Annotated in this window: 19 protein-coding genes; all 19 read left to right on the top strand. The window is 49.5% G+C overall.

Going from position 1 to position 13,139, the window contains the following annotated elements:
• Positions 1-5: 5 nt before the first annotated feature.
• The 19 genes from M1P90_RS06525 to M1P90_RS06435 all read left to right on the top strand — a co-directional run bounded on the left by M1P90_RS06525 (position 6) and on the right by M1P90_RS06435 (position 13,124).
• Entirely contained in the window at positions 6-281 is a 276-nt protein-coding gene (locus M1P90_RS06525; protein ID WP_483701731.1) for a BrnT family toxin, read from the top strand.
• A complete protein-coding gene (locus tag M1P90_RS06520) occupies positions 265-495 on the top strand; it encodes a hypothetical protein (protein WP_483701730.1) in 231 nt (76 codons plus the stop codon). Before M1P90_RS06525 ends, M1P90_RS06520 begins: the two co-directional genes overlap by 17 nt.
• A gap of 319 nt (positions 496-814) precedes the next feature.
• The gene (locus M1P90_RS06515) at positions 815-1,246 is read left to right on the top strand and encodes a hypothetical protein (RefSeq protein WP_483701812.1); all 432 of its coding nucleotides are present in this window, start codon (positions 815-817) and stop codon (positions 1,244-1,246) included.
• Between the two features lie 253 nt (positions 1,247-1,499).
• Positions 1,500-2,099, top strand: a complete 600-nt coding sequence (locus M1P90_RS06510) for a hypothetical protein (RefSeq protein WP_483701811.1) — start codon at positions 1,500-1,502, stop codon at positions 2,097-2,099.
• A gap of 357 nt (positions 2,100-2,456) precedes the next feature.
• Entirely contained in the window at positions 2,457-2,786 is a 330-nt protein-coding gene (locus M1P90_RS06505; RefSeq protein ID WP_483701810.1) for a DUF6980 family protein, read from the top strand.
• Positions 2,787-3,088: 302 nt separating this feature from the next.
• Entirely contained in the window at positions 3,089-3,532 is a 444-nt protein-coding gene (locus M1P90_RS06500) for a hypothetical protein (protein ID WP_483701809.1), read from the top strand.
• 267 nt (positions 3,533-3,799) lie between these two features.
• Entirely contained in the window at positions 3,800-4,066 is a 267-nt protein-coding gene (locus M1P90_RS06495) for a BrnT family toxin (RefSeq protein ID WP_483701808.1), read from the top strand.
• Positions 4,067-4,071: 5 nt separating this feature from the next.
• Positions 4,072-4,320, top strand: a complete 249-nt coding sequence (locus M1P90_RS06490; RefSeq protein ID WP_483701807.1) for a BrnA antitoxin family protein — start codon at positions 4,072-4,074, stop codon at positions 4,318-4,320.
• A 753-nt stretch (positions 4,321-5,073) separates the two neighbouring features.
• Positions 5,074-5,676: a hypothetical protein gene (locus tag M1P90_RS06485; protein ID WP_483701722.1), complete on the top strand. Its 603-nt coding sequence runs from the start codon at positions 5,074-5,076 to the stop codon at positions 5,674-5,676.
• 252 nt (positions 5,677-5,928) lie between these two features.
• Positions 5,929-6,492, top strand: a complete 564-nt coding sequence (locus tag M1P90_RS06480; protein ID WP_483701795.1) for a hypothetical protein — start codon at positions 5,929-5,931, stop codon at positions 6,490-6,492.
• A gap of 307 nt (positions 6,493-6,799) precedes the next feature.
• Positions 6,800-7,300 carry a DUF6438 domain-containing protein gene (locus tag M1P90_RS06475; RefSeq protein ID WP_483701806.1) on the top strand — a complete coding sequence of 167 codons (501 nt, stop codon included), beginning with the start codon at positions 6,800-6,802 and terminating at the stop codon, positions 7,298-7,300.
• 723 nt (positions 7,301-8,023) lie between these two features.
• A complete protein-coding gene (locus M1P90_RS06470) occupies positions 8,024-8,545 on the top strand; it encodes a transposase family protein (protein ID WP_483701805.1) in 522 nt (173 codons plus the stop codon).
• Positions 8,476-8,958 (top strand): transposase family protein, encoded by a 483-nt coding sequence (locus M1P90_RS06465; protein WP_483704616.1) that lies wholly within the window; start codon positions 8,476-8,478, stop codon positions 8,956-8,958. The genes M1P90_RS06470 and M1P90_RS06465 overlap by 70 nt, the downstream gene beginning before the upstream one ends.
• 822 nt (positions 8,959-9,780) lie before the next feature.
• Positions 9,781-10,323, top strand: coding sequence for a hypothetical protein (locus tag M1P90_RS06460; protein ID WP_483701804.1), 543 nt, complete (start codon positions 9,781-9,783; stop codon positions 10,321-10,323).
• Positions 10,324-10,579: 256 nt separating this feature from the next.
• Positions 10,580-10,807 carry a hypothetical protein gene (locus tag M1P90_RS06455; RefSeq protein ID WP_483701803.1) on the top strand — a complete coding sequence of 76 codons (228 nt, stop codon included), beginning with the start codon at positions 10,580-10,582 and terminating at the stop codon, positions 10,805-10,807.
• 4 nt (positions 10,808-10,811) lie between these two features.
• Positions 10,812-11,186: a PIN domain-containing protein gene (locus M1P90_RS06450; RefSeq protein ID WP_483701802.1), complete on the top strand. Its 375-nt coding sequence runs from the start codon at positions 10,812-10,814 to the stop codon at positions 11,184-11,186.
• 233 nt (positions 11,187-11,419) lie between these two features.
• Complete coding sequence (locus tag M1P90_RS06445; protein ID WP_483701801.1) at positions 11,420-12,316, top strand: TIGR02391 family protein; 897 nt, start codon at positions 11,420-11,422, stop codon at positions 12,314-12,316.
• Positions 12,317-12,589: 273 nt separating this feature from the next.
• The gene (locus tag M1P90_RS06440) at positions 12,590-12,913 is read left to right on the top strand and encodes a type II toxin-antitoxin system RelE family toxin (protein ID WP_483701763.1); all 324 of its coding nucleotides are present in this window, start codon (positions 12,590-12,592) and stop codon (positions 12,911-12,913) included.
• Complete coding sequence (locus M1P90_RS06435) at positions 12,879-13,124, top strand: type II toxin-antitoxin system Phd/YefM family antitoxin (RefSeq protein ID WP_483701762.1); 246 nt, start codon at positions 12,879-12,881, stop codon at positions 13,122-13,124. The genes M1P90_RS06440 and M1P90_RS06435 overlap by 35 nt, the downstream gene beginning before the upstream one ends.
• Positions 13,125-13,139 lie beyond the last annotated feature (15 nt).

Raw genomic sequence — 13,139 nt, 5'->3', positions numbered from 1 at the left:
ACTGCATGGATTTTGAATGGGACGATCAAAAAGCTGAGTATAATTTCCACAAACATGGCGTCGCTTTTCCCGAAGCGGCGACGGTCTTTTCTGATCCGCTTGTAATCACGTTCGCCGATCCGGATCATTCGCAGGATGAGGATCGTTTCATTGTTCTTGGCACATCTGCAGAAGGGCGCTTGCTGATGGTTGCTCATACAGATCGCGGCGATCGTATTCGTATCATTAGCGCTCGAACGCTCAAACCGAAGGAGCGGCGATTATATGAGTCAGAACAGTAATACACCACGTGAGGATGATCTCCGCGACGAATATGATGAGAACGTCTTAAGGAATGGCATCCGTGGTAAATATGTGCAGCGGCTCGCTGCGGGGTCAAATATTGTTCGGCTTGCTCCAGACGTCGCCGCAGCATTTCCGACCGAAGAAGCTGTCAATGACGCCTTACGTTTACTGCTCAATGTAGCAAAAACGAGCGTCCGGCAAACCATATAATATCTGCATAGACGCGTGCCAATATTTGCATTCACGGCTGCGTTCGGGAACTGCATAAGCGAAGCTATTTTCCGCGTGTATTAGACCTAAACCTCTACGCTACCAGCCGTCCAACACGGCGTTGCAGTTGACCGCTTCGCGCGCGAGATCGGTGCTTTTTAAGAAAGTTTATACCTGCGCTCGCGGCAACTGAACGCCAAACCGTTGGGCGCTTGCGAAATATGAGCCAGACCATTTCCTATACGGTTCCATAGCTGCATTATTTTGCTTGGCTCATCTCTATTTATACGCAACACAACATATCGTTTGGAGTAGACCAATGCCATGGCTTCGTTCCGACAACTCTTGGATTTGGCTCGGCTGTGCGCTTCCCCTTATTGGTTGTTTCTTTCTTATCATTATTGCCGTTTGGGCTGCACCATCAACTGACTTTACCCTCAAACAACTTCAAGTTGACTCTTCCAACCCCTTACTTGGTCAGTGGCGCGTCATTGCTTCGTGCGATACACCTGAACTTCCGACGGACGTACTCTTCGACTCTACTGGTACATGGCAATCGGTCACTGATCCTTCGATCCATGGAACATATCAGCTCCAGCTGTCGGATCAAGTCGATATCGGCATTGCTGGAACTCAAACACGCTTTACCATTCGCCGGGAGCCCTATGCGCTCGTCCTTTGGACAAAGACCGCTCATCATACACTTGTCCGGGACACAATCCAGTTTAGCAAATGCGGAGGAGCAAATTGAGTTCTGTAGAGTCAACAATCGTGCTGACAAAGCTCGCGCCCAACACGCGCTTGCAGCGGACGCCGCTTCGCGTCGAGCAAGATCGTGCGTTTTTCAGCGCTAGTTTCTGCTACAATGTGGCAGCCATCAATCAGTGGCGGCGCCGCTAAAGCGCAACCCGTTAGCCCGCAGGCCATCACGCTCGTTCTCAACATTGCTTGGTTGTCATGATATGCTTCACTCCACTCTTTCTGTACATCTGTGAGCAACCTCTATGCTTGATCTTCAAGCTCTGCCCTACGATATTGTCATTCGCGATCTTCCTCAAACTCGTCTTTCTGACTTGACCGAAACGGTGAGTTATTCGCACACCATTACGCTTGGCGAGTATCTTTTCGTTCACAAAGTTGTTGAAGTCTATCAGCAAGGAAAGATGATCGCTTCTTGTCTCTTTTCGTCCGATATTGGTGTTGGTGCACGTGAACACAGTGCGATCATTATCGGACAAATCTGCTTTATAGCGGTTGCACAGTTTGTCTTTGCTCTCGAACTTCCACAGCTCACGGTGCAATGGAAAGCTGCTGTTGACCCAAGCGAATGTTTTGGTGTGTATGTTCTTCCCGCTTCTGATGGGTTGGTTACTCACGGCGAACAAGATATCGCACGTCTTGCATTCGACGGTACAATTATCTGGTCAGCAAGTGGCAAGGATATCTTCTCGAATAGCATCACGATTGAAGCTGATCATATTATCGTTGTCGATTTTCAGAATGAGCGATATCAGATTGACAGCGTAACCGGCGAGATCAGGCTGATAAAAACGAAAAAGCATCTGGTTTCTCGATTACTATCATGGCGCAAGCCTGCAGGCTAACCCGCCATTGCACCCGACGCCGCTGCGCGTCGAGCAAGATCGGGCATTTTTTGCAATCTGGAAGCACACGAACGTTTTCCCGATCTATAACGGCGGCGCGGGTGAATGGCATAACGTTGGGCGTTCATTCATCAACGGTGTTTTGGATTGATAGCGCATGTGTGTCTGGCCCGCATTCATCGTTATGTTTTTTGAGCGCCTATCTTCTCTCTACGTAACCTCTACCGTCGCAGTACGCTTTTCTCACGCCATACTCGCTTCAACCCAATCGCGTGGTGCGTGTACAAATGACGTGACCACCTGACGTAACAATTACACGCTCTAGTGAAAGCAGCGCATAGCTATCAAAGGCTGTAAATGAACACGAATCAACGTTTTTGCTGCGATATGATGACATCCCAAATTCTGCATCGCTGCCCCGACCATCCTGACCTCTTCGATTGCCCAGATGTACTAATTACATATACAGCACAATTTGATGAATATGGCTTGATTATTCATGATGGTGGAAGTTCGTGTATCACGATCAGTTTCTGCCCGTGGTGTGGAACGCGTCTTCCGAAATCAAAATATGAACGATGGCGCGATGAGCTTGCGGCATTAGGGTTTGATGAACCAAGCGAACAGGCTATTCCCGATGTATACAACACGGATGCCTGGTATCGCGAAAAGTCATCTGGCGTGTAAGCAGAAACGTGGTACGCAAATCCAGTTCATCACCTGTTTCAAACAAACGCCCAACACGCGCTTGCAGCGGACGCCGCTTCGCGTCGAGCGAGATCGTGCGTTTTTCAGCGTCAGTTTCTGCTACAATGACATTGCCATCAATCGTTGGCGGCGCCGCTAAAGCGCAACCCGTTGGGCCGCCTCTAATACAAGCGTTGTCTCTATCTCTAATCATTTTCACAATTATATTTTTGCGCCTATGTACAACTTGGCGCATCGCACAATGGCCATAGTATCTCGCACTCATGCACAAGAACGTCACTATGCACAACATTCTGTCGCGCCACCATCTCCATCTTCCTTCGCTCTGGCTGCTCGTGGTTGTTTGGACGGTCGCAAGTTGTTCGCTTTTTCCTGCTCGATGGACCAGTACTCAACACATTGTCGACGCACTCCACAAAAATGGCATCCAAATTGACCAAGTGAAGAATGAAGAGCAACCTGCTCTGGCCAAGCTGAAAGCAACTTCCGTCTCCTTTTCCATTGTCACTCCATCATGGAGTACACCATCTGGCTCAATCATCGTCTTTGCCAATGAGCAACAGGCGCATCTTTTTTCACTGGCTGATAGCCACTACCGCCAATATCCAGAGTCAGCACGATACCGAATGATACAAAACCGTAACGCAGTATTGCTTGTCAAAGAGGAAATACCAATTGACGAAGCCAAGCCAGTTTTGGAAGCGTTTCAAGCTATAACGCCATAATTGTCTTCATCCAAACACGTTCTCCAGAGGCAGCCCAACACGCGCTTGCAGCGGACGCCGCTCCGCGTCGAGCAAGATCGTGCCTTTTGAGCGTCAGTTTCTGCTACAATGTGGTTGCCATTTATTGCAGCGGCGCCGCTAAAGCGCAACCCGTTGGGCAAGCGCGCATCAAACTTTCCTCAGCTTCAACTCTGTTTTCTCTTGACTCCGTGTACGTTTGTGCATATAATCAAAAATATTCTTTGAACCATCCCAAGGGTTAGTACGATGGATTATGAATGGGATCAGAACAAAGCGATCTCCAATCTCCAAAAGCATGGTGTTCGATTTGCTGATACAGTTGCGGTATTCAGTGACGAGTTGGCACTCACAATGGCGGACGACTTCGCTGATGAACAACGTTTTGTCACCCTTGGAGCAGATGCCTTTGGCACGCTTTTGGTGGTTGTCTATACTTGGCGTGGCGAGGATCGCATCCGGATCATCTCAGCCCGTAAAGCGAACCGTCAGGAACGTCTTCAGTACGAAGGATAAATGCGATGAACGACGAATACGATTTCAGTCAAGCCAAGCGCGGCGCAGTTGATCACATACTCGCAGGCAAAACCCGTATTACTATTCGATTGGATGACGATATCATCGAATGGTTCCGCGGGCAGGTCGAGCAGGTTGGCGGAGGTAACTATCAGACAGCAATTAACCAAGCGCTGCGTGAGCATATCGATCGGCACTCCTTAGAAGATCTGTTGCGTCGCGTCGTGCGGGAAGAACTGCGGAACGTCGCATGAGAAAATTGCATCGATACGAACGATAGCGGCGCGCTTCGCCCAACACGGCGTTGCAGTTGACCGCTTCGCGCTCAAGATCGGTGTTTTTTGGAAATCTGCGCAGCGCTCGCGGCAACTGAACGCCAACCCGTTGGGCGCGTCTCGTTTCACAGGTAGTCTCGATCTCGCAGATCGCTTTCTGTCTTTTTGGCATACCAAAGCAGTACAGTCACAAGAGAGCGAATCGAGCGTGGGATGAGCGCCCGTTGTGCCACGTGGTTCTGTTCAAGGTTTTCGCAACCCTGCGTGGTACGAGCGCTCGTTGTGCTGGCGTGATTCCGGTCAGCGTTTGGCGCAAAGCAATGTGGTACGAAAGCCCGTTATGCCGCGTGATTCCGTGTCGCGCTTTCTCAACCCCGCGTGGTGCGAGTGTTCGTTATGCTGAGCGTGGTTCCGGTCAACGTGATTCCGCCAAGCGCAGCTGCTCGTGTCCCATCAACGTCGGCGTCTCATGCTTCCATTCGGCTGTCTATCAAAGCTCACGCCCAACACGCGCTTGCAGCGGACGCCGCTTCGCGTCGAGCGAGATCGGGGTTATTTTCCGCGCCGGTATCTGCTACAATGTGCTTGCCATCAATCGGGGCGGCGCCGCTAAAGCGCAACCCGTTGGGCGTCTATTCATCAAATACTTTTCAAAGTATAATCCGGTAGGTCCCCTTTTCTGCGTATCAATCTTCTCTTCATTATGTCGCCTTTTCGTAATGGGTTATAAAAGTGCGACAAGGCTACACGACGAGTTTTCGTAAAAACAGCCAGTCTTATCTCATTACCGATTTTATCTTTTCTCCGCCGTTTCAATCAATCATGTCATGGTCAAACGAGTCGAGCGATCGCCAGATAAAAGTCAGTGCATCCTCACGCACTCTGGGAAATCGTGTGATGGATCCAATCACCCATGTTCTGATAACATGCATCTGCATCGACACGAAGCCAAGCACCATTCTTGGTGGTTTAGTTGCAGATGCGCCTTTCTATTGTGCCTATCCTCCTTGGCTATTCGTCACCAAGCAACTCGGCCCTGCTCTCGCTACAAACACATGGCCCGAGCCACCTGCATGGATGAAAACGGCACACCATATCTTTCATAGCTTTCCAGTTCTCGGGCTATTGGCGCTTCTCCATCATATCATTTGGAAACGGTGGTCCTCGGCAAGCCTTTTCGCGTGGTGTTTACACGTCCTGATTGATTTGCCAACTCATTCTCGTCGCCAATGGGCACCGCAATTTCTTTGGCCGTTATCAGACGTGACGATTGATGGAGTGTCGTGGGCTGAATTACTCTTTGCCAAAGTCGCCACTGCGAAAGGGAAACAGTGAGGACAACGGGGAAAACAAACGACAGAATAGACGCCCAACACGCGCTTGCAGCGGACGCCGCTTCGCGTCGAGCGAGATCGTAGGCATTTTCCACGTCAGTATCTGCTACAATGTCAGTGCCATGTATCGGTGGCGGCGCCGCTAAAGCGCAACCCGTTGGACGGCGGCCATCAACACCACTCTGAACAAGGTGCAGTATTGTCATTCATCTATTCTCTTTCTCTGTAACTCGAAGGGTCGGCAAGTCGTATAATGGGACAGAGCGACGTCATCAATACAGCAGAGCAAATCATGACCGCCTCCCACCCAGCTGCAACCGGCGAGACGTGTACAATCTATCACGAACCCCAGGTATTTAACCAAGTTGCCGTGTACATTGTGGCACTGCTCGTACCACTCTTTGCGCTGATTCCAATTGTCGCGATACGCAATGATCTCAAGCAACAAGGCGTTATTTCCACAGGAACAATCACGATCTCGCTTGTTCTTCTGCTCGTTATTCTGATTGCATTCTGGGTCGCGCGACACCTGAAAAGAACCGCATATTTGATGCTGTCCCCCAAAGGGCTCGAATACTATGGCCATGGGATAACCATCAAGACGACTTGGAGCAATGTCCAAGAAATCACGCATGGCAGTGGGTTGCCATCACTGCTATTACACCGGCCTGCTGCAACCTACATCAGTCCGCTGCATCAACGCGATCTGTATACGACGCGTCGTATACCGCTCTTTATCTTTCAATATTCCGACCAGAGTGCGTTAGCGCATGATCTCCGACGATTTGCGCCGCAACTCTTTACAAAACCTGCCTAGCGCTCTGCAACTATGAGCCGCCGTCCAACACGGCGTTGCAGTTGACCGCTTCGCGCGCAAGATCGCGCCTTTTTTGAGAGAAGCCTGAGCAGAGCGCTCGCGGCAACTGAACGCCAACCCGTTGGGCGGGTTCGTCCATCATCACACTTGACCGACTATAAGCCTGTGCTCTCCTGTATGACGGCCAAGAACCTAAATAAATCAACATCCACGCGCCCTCGTATTCCTGCTATACTCGAACTTAAAGGTATTGTTTCTCTGCCATCAACTCGCCGTCCTGTTCCAGCAATCTTTCGAGGTGTTGCACATGCGCTATTGGCTCAAATTACTTGGCATTCCATCCCTGATTGCCCTGACTGTTCTGCTTGCTGCAACGCTTGCTTACCAGCGCTTGATATTTGTGATTGATCATCCACTCTGCTTTGGTTCTTGTCCCGTGTATACAGTGTGGGTTTTCCGTGGCGGCACGATCATGTACTACAGCGAGCACGATACCGCATCTCCTGGTCTCCATCTTGGGTACATCGATGCCGAGCAGATCCAACAGTTTTCAGCACGATATACAAACATGCTTGAACATCTTCCGCCGCTCCCTGCATCGAACGTCATTGTTACTGATGTACCAGAATTATCAATTGCATTTAGGCAAAATAATGAGCTGAACCATTTGACAGTAAAAGATACTGATGGCCCACGCGTTGCACTCATCCATCGCTTGATCAACGAACTTGAAGCTGCAGCACAAATCACCGATTTGGCCTATCCGACATTGCCGTCAAATAGTGTGAAGGGTTCAGTTACACGATGAAGCAAGCCAATAGAACACCGCCCAACACGCGCTTGCAGCGGACGCCGCTTCGCGTCGAGCAAGATCGTGCCTTTTTCAACGTCAGTTTCTGCTACAATGGTGCAGCCGTCTATCGGTGGCGGCGCCGCTAAAGCGCAACCCGTTGGGCCGGGACTAAGCTCACGCCATCTCGAAACTCGCTCAATTATTTATGCGTCGGCCATACATTGCACCTGAGTGCTTGAAATGAAGCGTGTTCGCGGTTTATCATCTCGAACGAATTCGCAACTCAACAGTCGCCTGTGATGACACAATTGGGCATAGCAGTAATGATAGATTGAAAGTAACTCCTTTGAACTCTTCTCTCGTTAAAGCTTCTACCACCGCTCATTTGGCATTGCGCCTCGTAATTTGTCTGCCCGTCTTACTTTCCCTTATACATCATCTCATCATCTTACTGATTGGCGTAGCCTTTAGCTGGCTGTTCACTGACAGTTTTGCAGCTCTACTTTTGATAAGTGTGGGATGCAGTGCACACATCATCGTGCTGGTAAGTGTTATTGGAAGCTGGAAACCTTCGACGACATGGCTGGCCTTCTTAGTAGTGTGCATATTTTGGCTCGTTCGTGGATATTCCATATCGGGTTTCATGTTGTAAGGCCCTGTATATGCTGTGGAAGCATACATACTAGAGATTATCCCGATTTATGGTATGATATATCTCCAAACAGAAGGAGCAATGCAATGCCATTACGATATGAAACAGAACGCAACAAGAACTATCGTATCCTCGATTTGACCAGCCTGACGGTCGAAGAGTTCGAAATCCTCGCCGTCCCCTTTGAAATTGCCTTTCTTGCACGAATGCGCGACTGGACACTCGAGGGCAAGCCCCGCACTGGCCGGCGCTATAGCCAGTATGCCACCTGCCCCTTGCCCTCCAAAGAGGATCGCCTGCTCTTCATCCTGACCTACTTCAAGCAAGCCGCGACCCAGACTTTTCACGGTGCGAGCTTTGGGATGGGCCAGCCGAAAGCCAACCAGTGGATCCAGGCGCTGCTGCCAGCTCTCCATGCTGCGCTGGGGAGCCTTGGCGACCTGCCCTCACGCAACCTTGCCGAGTTGAAAGAACGCCTCGCTGCGCTCTCGCCTGAAGCGTTCGCGACCCCTTTTTTCACGATGGCACCGAACGACCAATCCTCCGTCCCAGCGACCCAGCCGACCAGACCAGTTTCTACAGCGGCAAGAACAAGCGCCACACGGTGAAGAATGTGCTGCTGATCCACGCGCTGATAATCCTGTTTCTGAGCGACACCTTCGAAGGAAGTGTCCACGATAAGGCGATTGCCGCTCTGACGCCCTACCCGTTGCAGGAGGGCAGCGAACTGGTCGATGATCTGGGCTTTCTGGGCTATGAACTGGCAGGTGTCGTGCACACACGCCCGTTCAAGAAGCCGAAGGGTGGCAAACTCAGCGCCGAACAGAAAGCGCACAATCGCCTGGTTGCACAGCGTCGAATTGTGGCAGAACACGTAATCAGGAGTGTGAAACGCTGTCGAATGGTCAAAGATACGATACGTCTGTGGAAAGACGGGCTCAAAGATATGGTGATGGAAGTAAGTTGCGGTTTGCATAATTTCCGTGTCCGAACCACTCCCTGGCCATCAATCCATTCGTAAATCGGGATAATGTCTACTAAGTCATTATGCACATGCTAGACGCCCTTCGCAATAATGCAATCTTTTGTAAACCCTTATTGCCCTATGTCACGGCCCAACACGCGCTTGTAGCGGACGCCGCTTCGCGTCGAGCGAGATCGTGCGTTTTTTAGCGCCAGTATCTGCTACAATGGAGTTGCCATCAATCAGTGGCGGCGCCGCTAAAGCGCAACCCGTTGGGCGTGTCTCGTTTCGCAGGTTGTCTTGATCTCGCAGGTCGCTTTCTGTCTTTTCGGCATAAAAAAGCAGTGCAACCACGAAGGAACGAATCGAGCGTGGAATGAACGCCCGTTGTGCCGCGTGATTCCAGTCAGCGTTTTCTCAACCCCGCGTGGTGCGAATGCTCGTGGTGCTGGCGTGATTCCGGGCAACGTCTCGCTCATTTCAAGGTGATTCAAAAGCTTGTTATGCCGCGTGGTTCCGTTCAAGGCATTCGCAACCCTGCGTGGAATGAAGGCTCGTTGTGCTGAATGTGGTTCCGGTCAACGTGATTCCGCTGAGCGCAGCTGCTCGTGTCGCTTCAAGGTCTGTGGCTCATGCTTCAGTTTGGCTTTCTATCGAAGTTCACGCCCAACACGCGCTTGCAGCGGACGCCGCTTCGCGTCGAGCGAGATCGTGCCTTTTTCAGCGCCGGTATCTGCTACAATGTGACAGCCATCAATCGGGGCGGCGCCGCTAAAGCGCAACCCGTTCGGCCGTCAGCCATCACAATTCTTCAATACCGGAGTCAGTCATTCTGAGCGTACTGGTATAGCATCACTCACCACAAAGTGCTGGTTCCAAATGACACTCTTCGATACGAAACAAGTATTTGAGCAAGCGATCCTGAAAGAGCATGATGCGATTATCTTGCTCTCCTTTTTGCGTGTTATTGCGGCCGTCGAGCATACCGTTCATTGGCAAATAGCTCAAATACAAGCTGTTGAGAGTCGTGACAATCCTGAACTGTATCGTCAGGTGATCCACATGCTCCTGAATCAAGACATGCTTGCCGCTATCAGTAGTACATCATCACAACAAGCCATTGAACTCCGCCACTCCATTGATACTGGCACACCTCAGGCAATTATTGATTGGTACCACAATCAGTGGTCAGGAGCTGCAACCACTGCCACAGAAATCCTCATCTCAATTGCGAGCGCACTGCGCACTGTCATATCGAGCATGTATGGTCAGATCAATCTGCTTCGCCAACAACTGCGTCTCGATACAACTCAAGAAGCTGTATTGCAGCGCACTATAGAAGCAGTGGATGTAGTACGGGCATGCCGAAATCAGCTTGGGAGGCATCTTGACGAGGATGGCGTAAAAATACCACAATTTTAAAGTCAAAGCTGCGACGTGGCTGCGGCCGAACACGCGCTTGCAGCGGACGCCGCTTCGCGTCGACCGAGATCGTGCGTTTTTCAACGTCTGTTTCTGCTACAATGTGCTTGCCATCAATCTGCGGCGGCGTCGCTAAAGCGCAACCCGTTGGCTGCCTCTGTGTTATGTGCTTCATGTATGTTGTTTTGTTACCAAGCGATTTTTCTTGCAGTCAGGTATAATGTCGATACACACGTTATGCTTTGGAGGTGCCGCCATGCAAAACCTATCGCTTGAAAACGAAATCGTTACAGGTCTCGCTAAACTTGCGCCTGCTCAGCAACGTCAAGTTCTTGAGTTTGTACGGTTCTTGACTCGAACTCCTGATGGCGTAAACGGTCAGACCCTGCTTCCTTTCGCAGGTACAATACCACTATCAGACCTCCAGCAAATGCAGCAGGCTATCGACAGTGATTGTGAACAGGTCAACCTTGATGAATGGTAGATTTTTGCTGGATACCAACATTGTTATTGCTCTGTTCCGAAATGATGCGAATATTGTCGCAGAACTTTCAACAGCGAGTGATGTGTTTACAGCAAGTATTGTCATTGGGGAACTGTATTACGGTGCTCTGAATTCCAGTCGAGTCGCAGAAAATATGGCGCAAGTTTCTGCATTCGCGGCATCGACTATGGTATTAGAATGCGATATACGAACGGCTGAAATCTATGGACACGTGAAATCGAAGCTTCGGGCAAAAGGTCGACCGCTTCCCGAAAATGATATCTGGATTGCAGCAATTGCGCTCCAATATGACCTTACACTCGTGACCATAGATGCACATTTTGATGAAATCGACGACCTCAAAAAGATAAAGTGGTAGGACGATACATCCTCTCGAAAATCGAGACATTTGTCCCATATATACGCAAACTCAAATAAACGGCAGCCAACACGGCGTTGCAGTTGACCGCTTCGCGCGCGAGATCGGTGTTTTATGAGAAGCTTGTGCAGCGCTCGCGGCAACTGAACGCCAATCCGTTGGGCGCTTCTGATCTTGTCACATTAAAATTTGTTATAAAATAGGCAAGTATTATAGAATCTAAAGGAACGCTCATGTTGCTGACCGATGATGAGATGCGTACCGTAAGGCAATCAGTTGAAATGCAAGCTGGCTTGGACCCAGAACTTGTGAAACGATGTGGATATTTAATCCACATCCAAGCTTTTGATGAAGCAGTCCGTAATGCTTTTGTCCTTCTCGAAGAACGCCTTCGCCGATTATTGGACCCCAATAAGTCATTCGGCGTACAAATGATTGAAGCTTCATTCAAGGAAAATGGATATTTTGCGAAGCAGTTGGGGGATAGCAAGCAAGAGCGTGATGGTCTAGAGCACTTGTTGCTCGGCGCTTTCAAGCTTTACCGCAATCCTACTGCTCATACAGCTGTAGGATATTCTCTAGGAGAGAGTAGGTCTTTAATTTATCTTATCGACTTGATATTAAAAAAACTCGATCAAGTCGCGGCCATACCAACACAAGAAGTAATACCAGATAATATTCAACAAGTTATTGCCAAGTTGGAAAAAGCTACAACACCAACTGTAGGTAAGAGAACTCGCATCTTCATAAGTAAGTGTTTAAAGGAAGGTCTTCAGCCACGGTTTTCTTCAAAGCAATGGCTCTCTTTTAGAAAATACACTTGGGTAAAGCTAGACAATTGGAAGGCAGCAAAAGTTCATCCGATCACTGTCTTTTATTTACTTTCGTTAGAAAACGAACAAGGCATTTGGATGCCAGTCAATCAATACTACCGGAATATAGTAGGTTTCAAATCCGAACAAACAATAGAGCGATTAAAAAGCTTGAACTTTCAGACATCAGGAAAGTTTCAAGACTATTATCTTAATCTCCAAAAACATAACACACAAGCATTCTTTGATGATCTTTTCAAAGAGATAAAACAGATTGTAGACCAACTTGACACCATCTTAAAATCTAACACCGTATAATAAAAACACGCATATTATCAAATCGCGCACAACACGCGCTTGCAGCGGACGCCGCTTCGCGTCGAGCGAGATCGTACCTTTTTCAACGCTCGTATCTGCTACAACGTAGTTGCCATCAATCGGTGGCGGCGCCGCTAAAGCGCAACCCGTTGGGCCCTTACCACATCCATAGCCTCTCCACTCCTTTCCTTCTTTCAAACCTGCTCTTGCAATTTTCCCAGAATCTAGCTATACTCTAGCCAGATTTGACCACGCTGTCAGGATATTGTTTCTATGTCCTATGAAATCATTCTTGCGCCTGAAGCCGTCGAAGATCTTCAGTACTTGAAGCCGAATGTTCGTGCAACCGTTCGTGATGCCCTCGAACGTTTCCTACGTCATCAACCAACCAAAATCAGCAAAAGCCGTATCAAGCGACTTCGCGGATTAGCACGTCCCCAATACCGATTACGCGTCGATGAAGTACGGATATTTTACGATGTTCGCGACACTACGGTTGAGGTTCTTGCTATTATCGACAAACCCGACGCTGCTGCTTGGCTCAAGCGAGAAGGAGTACCTGATGAAACAGATCCCACTCTCGGAAGTGAAGAATGATCTTTCCAAATATCTTCGTCTTGCCGAAGAAGAAGCGATCGTGATCACGCGCCATGGAAAACCAGCTGGTATTCTGATCGGCTTCGAGTCAGAGGATGAGTGGTTTGAGTATCGTCTAGAGCATGACCCGCGTTTTCTCAACCGGATCGAAGCAGCGCGTGCAAGCCTCCAAGCAAAACGTGGTATTCGATTAGAAGATCTGCCAGAATGATGCTGAGGCACTCAC

Source organism: Kouleothrix sp. 19917, from assembly GCF_057073505.1.
This window is presented reverse-complemented; position numbering and strand designations above follow the sequence as displayed.